We start from the raw sequence: 21,227 nt of genomic DNA on the forward strand, positions 1-21,227 counted from the left end.
CCAAGGCCCCTTCGCTAGCAACTGGCTGCCCTATCGCTCACTGAGCTGCATAACTTTCATGCACGACGCTTGCCGGTTGATGATGTTTTTTGGACCTCGGCAAAGATCTCGGTAATGGGTCGTCGCGGCTGGCGTTTTTGTATCTGGCGCACCTGCTCACTTAGCCGCAGCAACTCCTCACTCGGCTTGGCCCATTGATCTTCCGGTAAAGGCTCGGACCACTCGCGCATGGCTTCGGGCAATGTATGTTTGCCAATCCTTTCGAGGCGCCGCACTTCCCATTCGACGAGACGGTTGGGAATCGTCCACAGAGTCATGACGTGGTACAGGTACCAGAAAAACCCTGACAGCCGAGTGCGCGAGCCATCGCGTATCTGCTGGTGCATGCGTGCGCGGGCGTTGCGAAACGTGTGCAGGCCTTCGTGGGGCGGGTCGTCGGGGCCTTGGAGGTCTTGTAGGTCCTGAATCGACTTGAGGTCGTTGACCTCGTATTCCATGTAGCCGCGAATGGCTTCCCAATGGCTGATGGCGAGCGGCAGCCCGGCGCAGGGGAATTCGAGGCTGGTGAGGGTTTCGCCGTGGTAGAAGCCGATGCCCATGCCGTATTGGCGGTGGATGCCATATTGGGTCGCGCCTTGGGCTTCGATGATTCAGGCGGAAAGAGATTCCCAGGGGACGAAGACGGGGTCGGTTTCGCCTTCGGGCATGAAGCAGACTTCGCGGCGTTGGCGGTTGAAGCGGGTCGGGATGATTGAAGCGCGTTTTTTGTGGTTGTGGTGCCAGACGCAAAGGCCGATGAGTAAGGCAAGAAAGCCCGTTATTAACGCTAGTTCGTATGACGCGAGAAAAACGCCCTCAATAACTTCTCTGATGAACTCCCATCCGTCCCCGAACAGGAGCGCAAGCAATCCTCCGACAAGTGGATATAGGAGTGCGATCATGACGGTGCCAGTGAATGGCCCGCCCAATATCACTTGCCATGAGAACACCTGCGGTGATCCGAACCCAAAGTCCATATACACATCGTTCAGTTCTCCGATATGTGGCCCATAGGGTGGTGTTGCTGTGGGCAATGGCAGTGGCGCGAGATAGGTAATTTTTCCACCTGAAAACGGCTCGATATTGCCTGTTTTTCGTGGCTGTTCAAGCTGCGTTGTACCTGTTGGCTTGTCGAGACTATTCGGCATGATCGGCTTGCTCCAAGAACTGGGTTTCAACAAGCAATAGCGGTGGATTTTCTTTTACCAACTGAGGAACGACTACAGAGAAATGACCTTCTTTTCGAGGATCCAGATGGATGACTTGAGTTCTCGATGCCCACTCACCTTTGGCGTTCATTCTTTGAATACAAACTGCCAGTTCAAGTGTTTCTTTCGCCGGAGTGAATTCAACGTCAGTGAGCAGTACGGGGGAATCACTCATGCGCGACGCTTACCAGTCGCAGCCGAGTGTTGCACCTCGGCAAAGATCTCGGTAATCGGCCGGTGAGGCTGACGCTTTTGAATCTGCCGCACCTGCTCACTTAGCCGCAGCAACTCCTCACTCGGCTTGGCCCATTGATCTTCCGGTAAAGGCTCGGACCACTCGCGCATGGATTCAGGCAACGTCTGTTTGCCAGTCCTTTCGAGGCGCCGCACTTCCCATTCAACGAGGTGGTTGGGAATCGTCCACAGGGTCATGACGTGGTACAGGTACCAGAAAAACCCTGACAGCCGAGTGCGTGAACCGTCGCGGATCTGCTGGTGCATGCGGGCGCGGGCGTTGCGAAAGGTGTGCAGGCCTTCGTGGGGCGGGTCGTCGGGGCCTTGGAGGTCTTGTAGGTCCTGAATCGATTTGAGGTCGTTGACCTCGTATTCCATGTAGCCGCGAATGGCTTCCCAATGGCTGATGGCGAGTGGCAGGCCGGCGCAGGGGAATTCGAGGCTGGTGAGGGTTTCGCCGTGGTAGAAACCGATGCCCATGCCGTATTGGCGGTGGATGCCATATTGGGTCACGCCTTGGGCTTCGATGATCCAGGCGGAGAGGGATTCCCAGGGGACGAAGACGGGGTCGGTTTCGCCTTCGGGCATGAAGCAGACTTCGCGGCGTTGACGGTTGAAGCGGGTCGGGATGATTGAAGCGCGTTTTTTGTGGTTGTGGTACCAGACGGCTAAGCAAATAAGCACGATTAAAGGGCCGGCAATCAACTCGTTCTCATAGCCCACTTCGAACATACCAATTACTGACTCGCGGATTGCTTCATGTCCGTAGCCAAAAATAATGCCCAAAAGACCAGTAAATAACGGGAATAAGACCGTGACAATGATAGCGCCTGTGAATGCCCCTCCTAGCATTAGTTGCCAGGAAAATACCTGCGGTGACCCGAGACCAAAGTCCATATACGCGTCATTTAACTTTCCAATGTGCGGCCCATGAGGTGGAATCGTCGTAGGAAGTGGCAACGGTGCGAGGTAGGTAATTTTTCCACCTGAAAATGGCTCGATATATCCTGCCTTCCTATGTTGCTCAATTTTCGAGGTAGCAATGGGCTTGCCGTGATCACTCAGCATGATCAGCCCACTCAAGATATTGGGTTTCTACTAGCAACATAGGAGGGTTTTCTTTGACAAACTTAGGAGCGACCACGGCAAAATGCCCCTCTGCCCGAGGATCCATATGAATTACTCGAGTTCGAGATGCCCATTCCCCTTTGCCATTCAGAGCTTGAACACAGACCGCCAGTTCTAACGTTTCCTTTGCAGGCGTGTATTCAGAGTGGGTCGCAACAGGGTATTGAAGACAAAACACCAATCCTTCTGGCGATGACCTCACAATACGCAAGCTGCTCAGTATCTCCTCGCTGATAACTTCCTTGCGTTCTCGCGGCGCACCTTGAGCATGCAACGGCATCAAAACGCTATGGGCGCCGATGCCCAATCGATGAGTTTGCTTACCGTTTAAAGGAAATAATAGATCGCCCAGCGTCAGCCTTGGCAGCACCAGATGGATATCGCTGGGTTTGGCTTTGAACAACAGGTTTTTCAGCCAGGAGTCGTGCGGGTTTGGGCCAAGTTGGGCGTAAGGTGCATGGATCAGAAAAGCCAGATAACTCTGAAAGTCTTCCAGTGAATGATCGCCGCGCATTTCCGCATCACGACTCCAAGGCGTGATTTTCAACCATTTGTCGTGGGCTGAGAGGTTGTAGCGATTGAACAGCCAAGTACCCACGAATTCCAGCACGGTGAACAAAGCGCCAGCCAAGTTGAAGCGGAAGAATATGGTGGAAAGACGTGTACCAGCGGCGGCCCAGGCAGCTGTTCGTGCCGCGCTATTAGGTGCAGCCAATACCTTGAAAGAGGCGTAGACAGTATTACCTACTCCGTAAGCGTTAGTTGTCACCATTCCTCCCGCGCCCAAGGTCGCCAATGCGGCCATTCTCTGCTCAGACTGACTCCCGCTGCGGATCGCCTCTTGCCAGTTTCGACGTTGGTTTGCGAAGTTGGCAACAGACGCTCTGAAACCCAAGATATAAGTAAAGAAACCTAGCCCTACATGCAATTTCCCGATCTGAACTTGCACATGTTGCAACGTCTCAAGCTGCAGACTTGCCACAAGCGCTGTACTACGAGCCTTCATCGCCGTATCCGCAAGGCTTTGCGCTGCAGTGAAACCGGCCGCTCCCGTCACAGCCAAAGCAGCAAAAAAATCCGCCCGCTTCTTCTTGTCCCGGGTCTGCTTCATCAATTCCCCATAAACCCCCACCAAATTCACCACCTGCACCAAAACCACCACCAACCCCATCCCCTCCGTCTTCACCAGACTCCCCGCCGAAATCCCACCCACCCCCAGCCGAATATTCCCCAGCAAACTCCTTAACTCCCCCTGCTGTGCCGGCGGAAACACTACCGTCACCCCTGCCCGCGCGGGCGTGGCGCCGTACAAGCGGGCCGAGCGATCCGGCACTTCCTCAATCGGGCTCAGCGCCGCCGCCAGTCGCCCTTCAATCACCGTCAACTGCGCCCGCACGCGCAGGATCTCTTCCTGCAACTCCAGCGCTCTCGGCGTTTTGTGGCCTTGGCGGTTCTTGTTGTGGGTGATCTGGTTGCGTTCGCGGTTGAGGGTTTTCAGGTAGTCGCGTTCGCGCAGCAGTTCCTTGATTGCGGTTTGCAGGGCGGATTGTTCTGCGGGGCTGGCGACGGTGAAGGTCACGCCGCTGGTTTTGGCGGCATCGAAGAGGCGCAATTTCAGCCCTTTGGGCAGGCGCTGGAACAGCTCATCGAGATCAGGAATTTTCTCGCCCGATAAGTCGAAGCCTTCTAGCACGCGGTTCAGGCCTAGGTTCAGTGCCGGGCTGTAGGTGTCCTGCACAGCGGCCGCGACCGTGCGGCTGTGTTCGGGCATGTCGTCGAGGGCCGGCAGGTGCGGTTGCTCGATCTTCTTCAGTTTCGCCAGCCAATCCGGCAGGTTGTTGAACGTGGCCATGCCGGCGTTGAACAGGAACGCATATTGCCCGGCCTGCTCGGCTTGCAGGCGCAGCGGCAAGGTGTAGAACAGCGTCCGGGTCAATTCCGGGTGCTGTTCCAGATAACCGAGCATTTGTTCGCTCGCCGCGTCGCTGCGGCAGAGGTCCTTGAGACAGGCGTATTCGGTGCTGAGGGCCTGGTGCAGTTGCGTCGCCTCTTGTGCGTCGTAGTACCACGCCGCGCGGTGGAAGCGGCCGGCGACCAGCAGTTGCGTGCGGTCGGCGGTGATGCGTTCGAGCAGGCGGTTCCAGCGGCCGAGGTCGTCGCGCAGCAGATTCAGTCGCTTGTCCATCGCTGGACGGTCGATCAGGTCGTTGACCCCGCGTTTGCCGCTGAGCACCGGGCCGTCGAGCACATCGCGCATGCGCCGATCCTGATCCTTGCCCAGATCGACCAGCGTTGACAGGTGTCGCTCGACGAAATCTTCGGGGGCGACTGCCTCGAAATACTGACGCGTGTAGTAACGGCGATCCGCCTCGGCGGTGGCGCGATCATGGGCGGTGAAATCTGGCGCGACGCCGTCGAAACGGTTCAGGGCCAGCGACTGATCGAGGGCCTTTTCACGCAGTTGATTCAGTTCCGGCGTCGCGTCTGTAGAGGTCGGCTCGATGCTGCCACCCTTGTTCAAATAATCGAGCAACGCCTTGCGCGTGTTCTCACGATCCGGTTCTGGCAACTGCTCGATATCGGCAAACAGGGCTTTGGCCTGCGGTTGGTCACTGGCGTTGGCCAGACTGTCGAAATCTTTGTCGTTGAGCTGGCTGAGCGATTCGATGTAACTGGCCAGCAGATAATCACGCTCGTTGTTATCAGTGTTGCTCCACGCCTCGACCCAGCCGACCACGCGGTCCTGATACTCGGCCAGATCGCGCAGCACGCCCAGATCGTCGTTGACCAGCAGAAACAGCGTGTCGTCCTGATAAGGCCCGCGTACCCGACCGAGAAACTCACCGATGTGTGCGGCACGAAAACGCTTCGGTTGCTCCCATAGATAAGGTTCGCGTTCATGCTCGGGGGCATCGCTGACGTGCACGGTCGGCATCCGCGTCGCGCCCTCTTCAGCGACCGGCTCAGCGCCAGTCGCCACTTCCGCCAGCCATTTTTTCGCCTGAGCAACCGTCAGCAAATGTTCGCCACCGACCAGACAATTCACCGGCCCCAGATCGACTGCCTGCATGAAATGCTCACGCTCCTCAGCGCTATCCAGCACCTGAGAGCATTTGCGGGCCGTCCACTGCACCTCGGCGAAGCTCACGTACAGCGTGCTTTTGCGCGAAAAGATCAGTGCCGGGCGCTCTTCAATGGCGCCGCGCTGATCCTCGCTGACCGTTTTACCCTGATGCAACAACGCCGTGATGATGCCGTCGAGTACCCGGTATTCGTACAAGTCGCCACTGAGGCCGTCGATGATGTACAGCCAGCCGTCGCGCAACCGGCGGATGCCCATCGGGCGCGCGCTCAGGGTGTACGGCAAATTCAGCTCGGCGCCGGGATCGTGCTCTCTTTCCACCAGGCCGTAACTCAGCGGCAGCAGTTGCACGTGGGTTTGTCGCAGCGGGCACGCCGTGGGAGTAGCAATTGGGGCTTTCGAAGCCGCTGCGGCATCAAGGATGGCGGGATGGGTCATGGGCATTCCTTCTGGCTGGCCCAGCGCTGCGCCAGATCAGCGGCCAACGCAACGCGCTCGCCCGGTGATTGCAGTGAGGGCGAATGCAGCAAGTGATGGATTTTTGGGTGTTGGTCGATATCGCTGCCGTCAAGCCACACCATCAGGTTGGCGTAGTTGAACAACTCGGATTGGCTGCTCAGGCCAAGCGCGCGGGCTTGGCTATCAATCTGCTCAAGGGTTGGCCAGCGCTGACTCAGCGCTCCTTCGAGAGGAAATCCGGGAAAGTGCTTCAACAGATGCGCATTGAGTTCCAGCAAGGCGCGACGCCGATCAACCCGGTCCAGCGCTGCGTCCAGTTCAGGGCTCAGGCAATAAGGAACGCCAAGCACCGGGCACTCCGCCCGTCGCGGTCGATGGCTGTGCCAGACCGCGTTGACGCAATCGGCAGTCACCACGCAACTCAAAGGCCCGAACAAACACTGATCGCCACTGGCAAACAGGGCATGAGCAACCGCCGCATCGGCCAGCCGCAGCATGGCCGACTGGCCGGCCGGCAACTCGACGCTGACCAGTTTGCGCAAGTGCTCGGCCACGCTGTGCGCAGGCGCCGCGCTGAACAACAACACGCCCCACTCCTCAGCCGCGTGTTGCAGATAGAACAGCGCCAGCGGATCGTCCGCCTGCTGGATCTCCACCAGCAACGGCGAGATGTCGCGCAATGCAGAAAAGGACGTCTGGTCGAACAAGGCAAACGTATTGGCCGCCGGGCTGAGCTGCCTGACCCGCGCTGGCAAATCGCTGATCGTTGCGCCATCCAGCAACAGCAAGGCCCGTTGCTCGCTCCAAGGCAAATCATCGGGAAAAGAAGTCAGAACGCTCATGCTTGGGCCGCCTCGCAGACCAGGCACCGCGCGTCACGGTTGGCAGCCAACGCATGGCGTTGCTGAAGCGGATCAGACGCCACTTTCAACGACGGCAACGCTCCCGGCACCAACGGTTCTGCTGCCAGGCCAACCGCAGGCGCGCCACCCTGAACGATCGGCACGCTGCTGCAGATGCCCTCCGGCCCCAGCGTCAACCAGTGCCCGCCGGCCATGATCGTCACATGGGTGCCGCCATCGATAACCACTTGCTGACCGGCGCCGAGGTGGATTTGCTGGCCGGCGCTGAGTCGCTGACTGGCGACCCGGATGTGCCGGTCGCCTTGCACCCACAGGTGGTCGTCCTGCTTGAGTTCGGTCAGGCGATTGCCGTGGGTCAGATGATGCTCATCACTGCGCAGATCAAGACTGCATAGACCGCCGACGACCATTGTGTGTTGGTGGTCGACCTGCACGCGTTGGTCATTGAGCACCAGTTGAGCGAAGTCACGCTGGGCGCGAATGGCAATTTCTTCAGCGCCTTTTCTGTCCTCGATGCGCAACTCGTTATAGCCGCCACCGCCCGGACTGCTCTGGCTGCGAAAGATACTGCGCGTGTGTTCGGCCGGCAGGGCCAGTGGCACCGGCGTCGCCGCGTTGGGCAAGCAGCCGGCCACGAACGGTTTGTCCGGATCGCCCTCGGTAAACCCCACCAGCACTTCCATGCCGACGCGCGGAATCTGCACGCTGCCGTAACGGTCATGGGCCCAGCCCGTGGCCACGCGCAGCCAGCAACTGGATTGCTCGTTGAGCTGACCGTCGCGATCCCACAGCAGTTGTACTTTCACCCGACCATAGGCGTCGCAGTAGATTTCCTCGCCGGGCGGCCCCGTCACCACGGCATGCTGGTTGCCGGTCATGCGTATTTTCGGATGCTCCAGCGCGGGGCGAAAATTCACCTCCCAAGGCGTCGCGACGAAGTGATTGCGATAGCCCTGACTGAAACCATCGTCGGTAGCCGGGACGCTTGACGATTCCTCCAGCACTTGCGGTTGCAGGCCGATGTGCTCAACGCGGGTCAGCAGCCACAGGCCATTGCAGTCGGCGCGCGGGTGCTCGCTCATGTCGACGAAACTGCCACTGCGCATCAGGCTTTGGTCGCTGCGCCCATGGGCTTGACGATAATCGGCACGATGCCGCTCAAGGGCGCGCTGGCTCAAATGTCTACCGTGATCACGGTGGCTGAACTGTCCCGGAAAGCGGTAATCCTCAAGCGCTGGAAGCCGGTTTTCTTTGGCCTCGGCGTCGAGTTGCACCGTGGGTTTTTCAAAGTGATAGTCGCGGCGACTGACGTGGCTGGTGCGGGTTTCGAGACGAACCTTGAAGCGGTCGATCACCGCCGCTTCGGCGACCATGCCGCTGCCTTGTGCATAGGCTGTCGGCACGTCAGGTGTGGGGAAGACCGTCTGGTCGTCGCCAAACACCAACAGATGCCCATCGTTACGGTGCTGGAAATGAAAGTGCAGGCCTTCTTCCTCGCACAAACGCTGGATGAAGTGCAGATCCGACTCGTCGAACTGCACGCAATACAGGCGCGGCGGGTACTCGGCACTGAGTTGAAAACGCCAGGCATCGGGCTGCATGCCGTGGTCACTCAACACGCTGGCGATGATTTGCGGCACGCTCTGGTGCTGGAAGATCCGTTGATTATGGCGATGCGCAAGGTAAGCCAGACAGGGCACCAGAACGATCTGATAGCGCGTCAGACGGGAACCGGAATCACCTTGGGCGATTCGATAAATCTGCCCGTGAAGACCGGCGCCGTTCGCACAAAACGAGAGAAATGCCGGACGGTGCAGCAAGGACTCGAGATCCAGGTCACGGCGTTCGCTGACCAGTTCAAGGTCGATCTTGTAGGTTTGGTTGAGCGCCTCGGTAGCCCGGAATTCGGCTACCTGCAGATCGTGGGGAAAACCTTCGATATCGAGTCTGAAAACAACGGAGCGGCCGGCGGTAAGCATCCACATATCCCTGTGTCTGTTTAAGGCACAGGACTGTGAGGCGTGATGGCTAAATCGGTGAAGTCAGATGAATCGATGTTTGATGTAGGGCGTTTCCATTTGGGAAAAAGCGGACGGTTCCAAAACGAATTTCCTACAGAAGTTACTGAGACCTTTGCTCCGGCAAAAAAAAACCGCCCTCGCGGGCGGCTAAAAGTGCTTCGACCCTAATTCAGAAGCCAAGGCTGAAGCTGATGGTCATCGCGTGATCGTTGTTGTCGTTCGACAGTTGCCCCGAATAGCCGACCCCGAGCTTGCCGGTCGGGCTGATCTGGAAGTCCACGCCCGCTTCAACGATGGCGCTGTCCTTGGCAATCGGCACACCTTGAGTGCTGAACGAGGCGCCGCCGTCGATGAAGGTCAGGTCGGCGTCAGGCTTGGTGTCGCCGAACGCATGCCGCCAGCCCACAGCCGCGCGCGGGGTAAATTGCCCGCCGTTGCTCAGGGTGATGACTTTGCCGGCGCGCAGGCCGAGGGTCGAGAAGGTGATGTCCTGATCGGCATCGGCCTTCAGGCGCCCTACTCCGCCCTTTTCCTTGGCCTTGTCGGTGTCGTAGTTGACGTAGGCCAGACCGGCGAACGGCTCCAGAGCGATACCGGCGGCGTCAATGGTGTAACCGACTTCGCCGAAGACCTGTGCGCTGCGTGCGTCGTAGTTGGCTTTCAAGCGATCGTTGTAAGTACCGACGCTGACGTCGCGTTTGGTCTCGATGTCGTGCCAGCTGTAAGCCGCGCCGAGGCGCACGGCCAGTGCATCGAACTGCGAGTTGAGGTACGCCGCCAGGTGGTAGCTTTCGACCGTGGCATCCGAGCGACGATCATGGGCGTCGAGATCGCTGCGGGTGTAGCCGGCGGCCATGCCCACGCGCCATTGGTCATCGATCTGCTTGTCGGTGCCGAGCAGGAAGCCGCTGAGGTTGCGATCGAGTTTGGCGCTGTTGCTGTCGCCATCCGATTCACCCCAGGCGCCGAGTGCACGCGCCCAGCCGACCATTTCGCCGTGGCAACCGTTGCTGCTCAACTGGTTGTCACTGGGTGCCAGGGCACGGCGTGGATCATCCGGCGCGCTGCACGAAGGCTGGCGCATGCGATCGTTGACGGCTTCGCGCACGTAACGCGAATCTTCGAGAATCGCGCTGGCGGTGCTGGCGTGGATTTCGCCGGACAGGCTGTCGAAGGCACTGCGCGCACCGGCCACACTGAGGTTGACGATCTGGTTCTGCAACGCCGTACCCGCTGCACCGTTACGCGACAACGCCGAAGCGGTAGCGCTCTGGTTGCCGGTCGCAGCGACATCGGCGAACGAGTTGTCGTTGCGGCTGACGGCCAGGGTCACCGAATCGGCACCGTAAACCAGCGAGCTGTCGAGGAAGGCATACTGCGGCAGATCGGCGCTGCTGAAGGTACCGGTGACACCGCCACCCGCCGTGATCAGCGAGTACACGGCATTGCCAGTGAACGGTGCCAGCGAATTGACCTGCAAACCACCGCCTAGCGCTGCGGTACCGCCGACCGCCAACGGTGTCGCGGTTGGCGAACTGATGGTCAACGCCAGCACACCGTCGGCGGCATTGGTCAGGTTGCCGGCCACGCTCAGAGTGCCAGCCTCGGCCCCCGAAGCCACCACACCGTGGTTGACCAGCGAACCGACGCTGCCGTTACCGCTCAGACCGGCGCCGTTGGCCACGGTGACTTGCCCACCCAACGAAGCTCGCGCGGCGCGGCTGCCGACTTGCAGCACGCCTTGATCCACCGACACGGTGCCGCTGAATGGATTGTCACCGGTCAACAGCAATGTCCCGGCGCCACGTTTAAGCATTGCGCCCAGTCCACGCAGCGAACCGTTGAACTGGCCATTGGCGTTCTGCTGGAACACCAGCGAAGCGTTGTTGAGGATGTTGCCTTGCAGGCTGGTGGTGTTGCCGATCAGCGTACCGCCGCTGACCGTGGTGCCACCGCTGTAGGTGTTGGCGCCGCTCAGCACCAGGGTGCCGGCGTCGAGTTTTTCGATGCCGCCAGTCCCGACCAGTGGTGTGGAAATCTCCGCACTGGCCCCGGCGTTGACGCGCACCGGCGCAAGGCTGCCGTCAGCACCGTTGACCGGCGTCAGGGTGCCGCCCGCCCCTGGCACCAGGCTGTAGCCGCTGGTGAGGAATTGCAGGCCGGTGAAGTTCTGATTGCCCTGCACAGTCACCGTGCCGCTCTGCCCGCCAAATACGGCGAACTGACCGTTGGAGGCCAACGCTTGCGTGCCGCTCGGATCGGTCCAGTTGGTATTCGGCCCCCACACACCGCTACCACCATCGATGCTGCCATCAGGATTGGTGGTGCCGCCGTTCCAGAACTGCACCTCTCCCGGCGTGCCTTGCACCAGCAGATTGATCTGGTTGGCGATGGCGGTTTGCAGGGTCAGATTGGCCGTCGACACCGGCAGGCTGCCGTAAACCAGCCCGTTGTCAGTCAGGCTGCCGCCGTAGCTGAACAGTTGGTAGACCCCGGTGCCGAAGCCGCCGGCGTTGCTGATGTTCAGCGTGCCGTCGAGGGTCAGGTTGCCAGCGACGTTGACCACTGTGGTGGAGCTGGCCGCCGAGCCGAGACTGAAGTCAAGATTCGTGCCCGAGGACAACGCCAGCGAACCGACCGACAACGGCGTCGCCGTGCCGCCACCGAGCAAGGTCGCGCCGTCGGCCAGTCGCACCGCCCCGCCGAACTGACCGCCGCCACCGATTTTCGCACCGCTGGCGACGTTGACGTTGGCGCTGTTGAGTACACCGTTGACGAGCAGATTGCCGGCCTGCACCGACGTGTTGCCGGTGAACGTATTGTTGCCGGTCAACAGCAATTGACCGCTGCCGGTTTTGTTCAGCGTGCCGCTACCGGTGAGGTTGCCGGTGTAGCTGCCGTCAGCGTTCTGCTCGAAGGTCAGCGCCGCGTTGTTGACGATTGCGCCTTGCAGGCTGCTGGTGTCGCCGCGCGTGCTGCCGCCGTTCAGCGTGGTGCCACCGCTGTAGGTATTCGCGCCGCTGAGCACCAGATCACCCGTGCCGTTTTTCAGCAGACTGCCGCTGCCGGTAATCGCGCCGATCAGGGTGGTGTTCTGGTTACCGGCGAGCGTCAGTTGCGCGCCGAGGTTGATGGCGTTGGCCAGTTGCAGCGCCGAGGCACTGTCGAGGCTGCCGTTGCCGCTCACACTCAACGCACCGCTGCTCAGTGCGCTGTTATTGCCGAGGATCAGCGTGCCTCCCCCCAGTTGGGTGCCGCCGCTGTAGGTGTTGCTGCCGTTGAGGGTCAGGCTGGAAGCGCCGGTCTTGATCAGACTGCCGCTGCCGCTGACCACGCCGCCGAGGGTCAAGGCATTGGAGCCGGCAACGTTCAGGCCACCGTTGAGGACCACGTCGTTGCCGAGGCTGACGGCGGTGTTGCTGTCCAGCGCGGTGCCGTTGGCCGCCGTCAACACGCCAGTGCCGAGCGCCGCGTTGTTGCCGACCACAATCTTGCCGCCATTGAGCGCGGTGCCGCCGGTGTAACCGTTGGCGGCGTTGAGCACCAGCGTGCCGGTGTCGTATTTGCCGAGGGTGCCGGCGCCGTTGAGTGCCACACCGATGGTCGCCGTTGTGTTCGGATCGACGCGCACCGAGGCGTTACCCAGCGAACCGTTGACCAGATTCAGCGACCCCGCCGTGCCGTTTTGCAGGCTGTAGCCATCGGTGACGAACTGCATGCCGGTGATGGTTTGCGCGCCGTTGACCGTGACCGTGCCCGCCGTGCCCTGGAACACTGCGAAGTTGTTGGTCCAGGCCTGATTGGTGGTGCCGTTGACGTCGGTCCAGTTGGTGGTGCCGGTGCCCCAGGTGCCACTGCCGCCGTCCACCGAACCGTTGGCGATCAGTTGATTGCCGTCCCAGAATTGCACAGTAACGCCCGGTGCGGTAACCAGCAGATTGATCTGGTTGGCCAGCGCGGTTTGCAGGGTCAGGTCGCCCGGGGTGACGCTGCCCGGTACCGTGCCGATCAGCATGCCGTTGTCGGTGAGGCCACCGGTGTAGTTGATCAGCCGATACACGCCGCTGCCGAAACCGCCGATGTCGCTGACATTCAGCGTGCCGTCGAGGGTCAGATTGCCGCCGACATTCACCAACGCATTGCCGCCACCAGACACCGGGGTGCCGAGGCCGACATCGAAGTTGGAGTTGCCGTTGAACACCAGCGAATTCACCGACAAGGTGCTGCCAGTGAGCCCGGCCAGATGCCCGCCATCGGCCACGGTCACGGCTCCGGTCAGCGTGCCGCCGCCACCGAGGGTGCCGCCGCTGTTGACCAGTACATTGCCGCTGGCCAGTGAACCGTTGACTTGCAAGGTGCCGGCGTTGACGTTGGTGTCACCAGTGAGGGTGTTGTTGCCGGTCAGGGTCAATGTGCCGCTACCGAGCTTGGTCAAACCGCCCGGATCGATGCCATCCCTGAGGACGCCAGCGAATGTGCTGCTCTGGTTGTTGCCTCCGATGCTCAGGATGTCAAAGTCACCGATGCCAACCGTACCGTCACCGGTCAGGCTGCCGATGCTGGTCGAATCGCCGATGTTGAGCGTGGTACCGGCGGCGAGATTGACGCTGGCGTTATTGCCCAGCGCGGTGCTGCCGACGGTGTTCAGGCTGCCGGCCACAACATCGATCAGACCGCTGAACGTGTTATTGCCGCTGAGCGTCAGGACCGCCAGACCGTTCTTGGTCAACGTACCAGCGCCGGCGATCACACCGCCCAGCGTCAGGCCACTGTTACCTGTGAGGCTCAGATTGGCATTGACGTTGAGGTTGTTGGCCAGCGCCAGCGGTGCGGCGTTGTCGAGGGACGCTGCACCCGCTACGGTCAGTGCGCCGGAACCCAGCGCGGAGCCCGTACCGAGCGTCAGTGTGCCGGCGTTCAGCGTGGTGCCGCCCGAGTAAGTATTGATGCCGTTGAGCGTCAGGTTCGACGCGCCGTTCTTGACCAGTCCGCCAGCACCGCTGACCACACCGGCGAGAGTCAGGTTGTTATCGCCGGTGTTGGTCAAGTTGGCGTTGAGAACCACGTTATTGCCAAGGGACACCGCACTGCTGCTGTCCAGTGCCGAAGCACCGGCCACGGTCAGGTTGCCCAGACCGAGAGCGCCGTTGCTGCCAGCGGTCAGGGTGCCGGCATTCAGGGTAACGCCGCCGAGGAAGTTGTTGGCCCCGGACAGGATCAGGTTGGCCGCGCCATTCTTGGTCAGGCTGCCGGCGCCGTTGATGGCCCCGCTCAACGTCAGATCGTTGCTGCCGACGATGCCGAGGTTGCCCGCCAGATTGATCGCGTTGTTCACACTGACGACGCCGCTGGCATCCAGCGTGGTGCCATTCGCCGCGTTCAATGTGCCGGAACCCAGTGCCGAGTTCGACGCCAGAATCAGTCCACCCGCGTTCAGTGCTACCGGCCCGAGGAAGGCGTTATTGCCGCCGAGGGTCAGGTTGGCTGAACCGTTCTTGATCAAGCCGCCGGTGCCGGAAATGACACCGTTAAGGGTCAAGGCGTTGCTGCCGAGCACGGTCAGATTGCCGTTCAGGGTGGCCGCGTTGGCCAGTGTCACGGCGGTGTTGCTGTCCAGTTGCGTACCGGCATTGGCGATCAACGCGCCAGTGCCCAGCGCGGTGTTGCTGCCGACCACCAGCGTACCGCCATCCAGTTGCGTCCCACCGCTGTAACTGTTGGCGCCGTTAAGCACCAAGGTGCCCGCGTCGAGTTTGCTGAGGATGCCGCTTCCGTCGATGTTTACACCGACCGTGGCGGTCACGCCCGGATCAACGCGCATCGCCGTGGTGCCGCCCGTGCCGTTGACCGCAGTGAGCAGCCCCGCCGTGCCGTTCACCACATTGTAGCCATCGGTGAGGAATTGCATCCCGGTGAACAGTTGCGTGCCGTTGACCGACACCGTACCGGCCGTGCCCTGGAACACCGCGAAGTCGCCGGCCCAGGTCTGGTTCAGCGTGCCGTTGGAATTGGTCCAGTTGGTGCCGCCGGCATTCCATGTACCGCTGCCGCCATCCACTGTGCCGTTGGGAATTGTCTGGCTGCCGTCCCAGAAACGCAGGTTGGTGTTCGGCGCCGACACCACCAGGTTGATTTGATTGCCCAGGGTCTGCACGAGGATGTCGCCGAGGCCGTAGCCCACCGGCACACCGGCCACGGTCAGACCGTTGTCGGTCAGCGCACCGATGTAGTTGAACAAGCGGTAGACCCCGACACCGAAACCGCCGGCATCGGTGACGTTGAGATTGCCGTCGAGGGTCAGGTTGCCGCCAATGTTCATCAGCGAAGTGGTCGATGGCGTGGCGAGGCTTGCGTCGACATTACTGTTGGCCGTGAGGATCAGCGACGAGGTTGACAGGGTATTGCCCGAGGACAGCGCCAGATGACCACCGCTGTTGATGGTGATGAAGCCAAGCGCCGAACCGGTACCTGTGAGGGTGGCGCCGTTGTTGACGTTGAGCTGGGTGCTGGCGAGTGAACCGGTGAGATTCAGCGTACCGCCGTTGACGTTGGTGTTGCCGGTAATGCCGTTGATGCCGGTGAGGTTCAGCGTGCCGGTGCCGACTTTGGTCAACGCACCGCTGCCACCGAGGTCGCCGTCGAAGGTGCTGGTATCGCTCACACCGCCCACGGTCAGAGTATTACCGCCGGCGAGTTGCACACTGCCGCTACCGCTCAGCCCGTTGAGGCTGGCGCTGCTGTTGAGATAGAGACTGGCACCAGCGCTGATGTTGGCGCCGGAGGTATTGCCCAGCGCCCCACTGCTCACGGTGGTAAGGCTGCCGGAGGCGATGTTCAGCGCGCCGGTGAAAGTGTTGTTGCCGCTGAGCGTCAGATCGCCAAGGCCATCCTTGGTCAGGCTGCCGGCGCCATCAATCACACCGCTGAGGTCCAGGGTGTTGCTGCCGGCCAGGGTCAGGCCGGCGTTGAGGGTGATGTTGTTACCGACGGTCATCCCGGTGCTGTTATCCAGCGTCGCGGCGCCGCCGACGGTCAAGCCGCCGCTGCCCAGCGAACCGGGCGCCCCGAGGGTCAGCGTGCCCGCGTTGAGTGTGGTGCCACCGCTATAGGTGTTGGTACCGTTAACGGTCAGGTTGGCCGCACCGTTCTTGATCAACTGACCAGCGCCGCTGATCACACCGCCGAGGGTCAGGTCCTGCGTGCCGCCGACGCTCAGTGCCGCATTGAGCACCACCGCGTTGGCCAGACTGGCCAGCGGCGAACTGCTGTCGAGCGTTGCTGCGCCGCCAACCGTCAAGGCACCGGTACCGAGTGCCGAACTGTTGCCGACTGTCACCGTACCGGCGTTAAGCGTGGTGCCGCCGACGTAGGTATTGGTGCCATTCAGATTGAGATTGGCCGCACCGTTTTTCACCAGGCTGCCGGCACCGGCGACGGTACCGGTAAGGGTCAGATCCGCACTGCCACCGACATTGAGCGCGCCGGCGAGGTTGACCTGATTGCCCAGGGTGACGGCGGTGTTGGTGTCCAGCGTAGTGCCAGCTGCTGCGTTCAATGCGCCGCTGCCGATTGCGGTATTGCTGCCGACAATCAGTTTGCCGACGTTGAGTGCGGTGTTGCCGAAGTAGGTGTTGGCGCCGTTGAGGATCAGGTCGGCGGGACCGTTTTTGGTCAGACCGCCGACGCCGGCGACCACACCGCTGAGGGTCAGCGCGTTGCTGCCACCAATGGTCAAGTTACCGCCGAGGTTGACGTTGTTGGCCAGGCTTGTTGCGGTGGAAGCGTCCAGCGTAGTGCCGTTCGCCGCATTGACGACACCGGTGCCGAGGGCGGTGCTGGAACCGACGATCAGTGTTCCCGCATTCAGCGACGTGGCACCGGTGTAGGTGTTGTTGCCCGTAAGAGTCAGGGTCGAGGCGCCGGTCTTGATCAGGCTGCTCGCGCCACTGATGACGCCACCAAGGGTCAACGGATTGGTGCCGCCCGCCGTAAGGTTGGCGTTAAGGGCAATCGCATTGTTCAGCGTTACGTCGGCGCTGCTGTTGAGCGTGCCGCCCGCACCACCGACGGTCAGCGTGCCAGTGCCGAGCGCGGCGTCATTGCCGACGGTGAGGCTGCCGGCATTGAGCGCCGTGCCGCCGGTGAAGGTGTTGGCGCCATTGAGTGTCAGGTTGGCGGTGCCGTTCTTGATCAACTGACTGGCACCGCTGAGCACGCCGCCCAGGATCATGTCGTTGCTGCCGCCAATGGCCAGGTTGCCGTTGAGCGCAACGTTGTTGTTGAGGATGACCGAGGTGTTGCTGTCGAGGGTCGCGGCACTGGCGACATTCAGGCTGCCGCTGCCCAGTGCGGCGGCGTTACCGACGGTCAGGGTGCCGGCGTTCAGGGTGGTGCCGCCGAGGAAGGTGTTGGCACCGTTGAGAATCAGGTTGGCCGCGCCGTTCTTGGTCAAACCGCCGCTGCCGCTGACCACACCGCCGAGGGTCAGATTGGCGTTGCCGGCGACGTTCAGATTGCCACCGAGGGCGACGGCGTTGCTCAGCGCCACGGTGGTGCTGGCATCAAGGGTAGTGCCCGCCGCCGTAGTCAGTGCACCGGTACCGAGCGCGGTGTTGGAGCCGACGATCAGCGTGCCGTTATTCAGCGCTGTACCGCCAGAGAAGGTGTTGTTGCCACTGAGGGTCAGGTTGGCCGTGCCGGTTTTGAGCAGGTTGCCGGTGCCACTGACGACACCGCCCAGACCCAATGCCTGAGTGCCGCCGATGGTCACCCCTCCCGCCAGTGCGACAGCATTCGCCAGCGTTACCGCCGTGGTCGCATCCAGCGTGGTGCCGTTCGCCGCATTCAGCGCGCCTGTGCCGAGTGCGGTGTTGCTGCCGACGAGCAAGCTGCCGCCGTTGAGCGCAGTGGTGCCACTGTTGGTGTTGTTGCCGGTCAGGGTCAGGCTCGCGCTGCCGCTTTTGGTGATCGCGCCGGTGCCGGAGACGATGCCGGCCAGAGTCAGCGCATTGCTGCCGAGCACGTTCAACGCACCGGTGACGCCGACGTTGTTGGCCAGGGTCACGTTGCCGGTGCTGTCGAGGCTGGTGCCGGTGCTGGTGTTGAGCACGCCAGTGCCCAACGCGTTGTTATTGCCGACACGCAAGGTGCCGGCGCTGAGGCTGGTAATCCCGGTGTAGGTGTTGATGCCGTTGAGGGTCAGGCTACCACTGCCGGTTTTGGTCAGGTTGGCGGCGCCACTGATCACCCCACCTAGGGTCAGCGCACCGGTGCCGGTCGCGGTCAGGGTGCTGTTGAGAGTGATCGCGTTAGCCAGCGAAATCGGCGCCGTCGCCGAAATGCTCGAGGAGCCGCCAACGGTGATGCCGCCATTGCTGAACGCCTGATTGTTGCCCACCAGCACCACACCGCCGTTGAGCACGGTGTTGCCGCTGTAAGTGTTGATGCCGTTGAGGTTGAGCTGGCCGCTGCCAATTTTGGTCAGGCCGCCCGTACCGGAAATCACACCGTTCAGGGTCGTGCCGTTGATGCCCTGCAGGGTCAGGCCGCCGGCACCGAGGTTAATCTGGTTGGCCAGCGACAATCCGGCGTTACTGGCCTGGAGAATCCCGCCGTTGGACGTCAGCACACCGCTACCGAATGCCGCGTTATCGTTGAACTGTGCAACACCGCCATTGAGCGTGGTCGCGCCGCTGACCAGTGGTCCCTGCAAGGTCCAGGTGCCGCTGTTGAGGGTCAGGTTGTTGAAGTTGACGTAGGTCGCGCTGGACGCCGTACCGGTCCCGGTGGTGCCACCGCCAAGGCCGATCGGGTTTTGCAGGATCAGCGTGTTGGTGCCAGCCGCGCCGCCATCGATCGTCCCGGTCGGGGCGAAGGTCAGGTTGATGCCGATCAGGCCACCAAGGCCGACGGACACTTGCACGCCGTCACCGACGTTAACGCTGGAACCGGTGATCGCGTAGAAGGTGTTGGTACTGCCCGCGCCCATCGACACGCCGCCGGTGATGTTACCGGCGTTGGTGAACGTGTTGCCCGCCACCGACGTCTCGAACGCGATCCGGCCGTTGATCGTACCGCTGGCATTGTTGGTCATATTGACTTGCGAACCGCCATACACCCCGACCACTGGCGTATCGGCCAGGGTGATCCCGCCGACCGACAGCCCGGTCGAGGTAATCGTGCCGTCGTTGGTAATGGTCGTGGTGCCCGATACCGCGTTGTTCACGCCAATCCCCAGACCGTTGATGCTGGTCAGGTTGAGGCCGAGCAACATGCCGGTGCCGCGAATGAGCCCGGTAGTGTTGTTGACGATGCTCACCGTGCTGGTCGCGCCGGTGCCGATGAATGCGCCGCCACTGAGGATCGAAACCAGGCCCAGCAAGGCCGGGTCGAGAGTGCCGGAGTTGTTCAGGTTGATATTGGCCCCGGTCAGGTTGATGACCTTGCTGCCCAGCGTCGCATTCATTTGCGCGCCGGAGGCGACGTTGACCGTCAGGCCGCTGGTGGCACTGCTGTAATCATTGAGAAACAGCGGCAGCGTCGGGACGCCCGAACAGGTAATCGTCGAGCCCGCCGCCGAGCAGGTCGCAAACGCCTGCTCGCTGACCCCGCCGAACAGAAGCCCGGCGACGCTCAAGTGCACAGCAAGGGAAAGAGGAGAAAAACGCGATACGAGGGCGACACCGAACCTTGCTTCCACGGGCTACTCCTTGTCGTGGCCAATTTCTTCCTTGAAAGCGTGTGAACCGCTGCTTATTCCACACGCGACTCAAGACTTCGACGGTCATCACAAAACCGTTGATTGGGGACAAAGCTAGTAGACGCCCAGCATTGGGGCACGGATTAAATGGTGTTAATACTTTAATACTAGGCCCGTCTGGAATAAGCGTTTCAGCCCGTACCGACGGGCCTGACATGGCTTTTGTGGCGAGGGAATTTATCCCCGATGGACGCGCAGCAGGCCCCGCTTTCAAGGGCCGCTACGCGCCCCATCGGGGATAAATCCCCTCGCCACAGGAGTCATACCCGCCGGCATTTTTTGCGCTTTTGAAAAATGTGATCGTTCTGTCAGAAAAATCGTTGAAATCGACGAAATATCAGCGAATTGAAAACATTGGTACGGCTTGTGCAAACGTTTGCGAAGCGTCAATCCCGGCATTTTCCCGACAACCCCCTACAGGTCCGCAGAATTCGGGCCTCGATCCGCAAAAAAGGACTTTGAATGCGCCCCGCTTCCTCGCTTTGCGCCCCGTTAGCGCGCACGTTTGCTGTTTCCATGCTACTGACCGGCGTTACCGGACTTCTCAGCCACAGCGCCCTCGCCCAACCCGCATTGCCGCAAGAGTCCGCTCAAGGCGAAGCCCTCAGCCCCGAAGCCAGTCCACCGAAAAAAGGCGCGTACCTGTCGGACTGGTACAACCAGGACTTGATGCTGATCGGCAGCAAAGACATCAGCTTCGGCCCGCAGCCGGCCGACGATATCTACCTGGAATACGAGTACTTCGGCCGCAAGGGGCCGTTCGAACTGTACGGCTACATCGACATCCCGAAGATCTTCAACATCGGCAACAGCCACGACAAAGGCGTGTGGGATCACGGCTCGCCGGTGTTCATGGAGCACGAGCCGCGCATTTCCATCGACTACCTCGCTGGCCGCAGCCTGGCTATTGGCCCGTTCAAGGAATGGTACGTCGCGTTCGACTGGATCTACGACCACGGCAGCCGCAAGGAGAACCGCGCCAATACCCTGTACAGCGGCTTCGGCACTGACATCGACACCCATTCGCGGGTCAACCTGTCGGCCAACCTGTACGGGCGCTACCAGTGGGAAAACTACGGCGCGAGCAATGAATATTCGTGGGACGGCTACCGTGCCCAGCTCAAATACATCGTGCCGATCGACAAATTCAGCAACGGCGCATCGCTGACCTACATCGGCTTCACCAACTTCGATTTCGGCTCCGACATCCACAAGGACAACCCGGCGCGCACCGCCAACGCGACGGTGGCGACCAACGTGTTGCTCTACTCGTTCACCCATTTGCGCTTCACCCTGGTCGGGCGCTATTTCCACAACGGCGGCAACTGGGAGGACGGCAGCGAGCTGAACTTCGGCGACGGCAATTTCCGCGCGCGCTCGAATGGTTGGGGTTACTACGCGGGCGTCGGTTATCAGTTCTGAATCAAGGAGATT

The 21,227-nt window shown here is 61.1% G+C and carries 9 protein-coding genes; 1 reads left to right on the top strand and 8 read right to left on the bottom strand.

Going from position 1 to position 21,227, the window contains the following annotated elements:
- Positions 1 to 56: 56 nt before the first annotated feature.
- The 8 genes from ACVVH8_RS19520 to ACVVH8_RS19555 all read right to left on the bottom strand — a co-directional run bounded on the left by ACVVH8_RS19520 (position 57) and on the right by ACVVH8_RS19555 (position 19,733).
- Complete coding sequence (locus tag ACVVH8_RS19520; protein ID WP_475225738.1) at positions 57 to 599, bottom strand: hypothetical protein; 543 nt, start codon at positions 597 to 599, stop codon at positions 57 to 59.
- A gap of 51 nt (positions 600 to 650) precedes the next feature.
- Positions 651 to 1,187: a hypothetical protein gene (locus ACVVH8_RS19525; RefSeq protein ID WP_475225740.1), complete on the bottom strand. Its 537-nt coding sequence runs from the start codon at positions 1,185 to 1,187 to the stop codon at positions 651 to 653.
- Complete coding sequence (locus ACVVH8_RS19530) at positions 1,177 to 1,422, bottom strand: hypothetical protein (RefSeq protein WP_475225743.1); 246 nt, start codon at positions 1,420 to 1,422, stop codon at positions 1,177 to 1,179. Before ACVVH8_RS19530 ends, ACVVH8_RS19525 begins: the two co-directional genes overlap by 11 nt.
- Positions 1,419 to 2,549: a hypothetical protein gene (locus ACVVH8_RS19535; protein WP_475225745.1), complete on the bottom strand. Its 1,131-nt coding sequence runs from the start codon at positions 2,547 to 2,549 to the stop codon at positions 1,419 to 1,421. Before ACVVH8_RS19535 ends, ACVVH8_RS19530 begins: the two co-directional genes overlap by 4 nt.
- Positions 2,539 to 6,129, bottom strand: coding sequence for a toxin VasX (locus ACVVH8_RS19540; RefSeq protein WP_475225748.1), 3,591 nt, complete (start codon positions 6,127 to 6,129; stop codon positions 2,539 to 2,541). The genes ACVVH8_RS19535 and ACVVH8_RS19540 overlap by 11 nt, the downstream gene beginning before the upstream one ends.
- Positions 6,126 to 6,992, bottom strand: coding sequence for a DUF4123 domain-containing protein (locus tag ACVVH8_RS19545; protein WP_475225750.1), 867 nt, complete (start codon positions 6,990 to 6,992; stop codon positions 6,126 to 6,128). Before ACVVH8_RS19545 ends, ACVVH8_RS19540 begins: the two co-directional genes overlap by 4 nt.
- Entirely contained in the window at positions 6,989 to 8,992 is a 2,004-nt protein-coding gene (locus tag ACVVH8_RS19550) for a type VI secretion system Vgr family protein (RefSeq protein ID WP_475225753.1), read from the bottom strand. The genes ACVVH8_RS19545 and ACVVH8_RS19550 overlap by 4 nt, the downstream gene beginning before the upstream one ends.
- A gap of 211 nt (positions 8,993 to 9,203) precedes the next feature.
- A complete protein-coding gene (locus ACVVH8_RS19555; protein WP_475225755.1) occupies positions 9,204 to 19,733 on the bottom strand; it encodes an autotransporter-associated beta strand repeat-containing protein in 10,530 nt (3,509 codons plus the stop codon).
- 522 nt (positions 19,734 to 20,255) lie between these two features.
- On the opposite strand from ACVVH8_RS19555, the gene ACVVH8_RS19560 reads away from it, so the two are divergent.
- Complete coding sequence (locus ACVVH8_RS19560; protein ID WP_475225758.1) at positions 20,256 to 21,215, top strand: nucleoside-specific channel-forming protein Tsx; 960 nt, start codon at positions 20,256 to 20,258, stop codon at positions 21,213 to 21,215.
- The last annotated feature ends 12 nt before the right edge of the window (positions 21,216 to 21,227 follow it).

This window comes from Pseudomonas trutticola BRTCR10 (assembly GCF_056155105.1).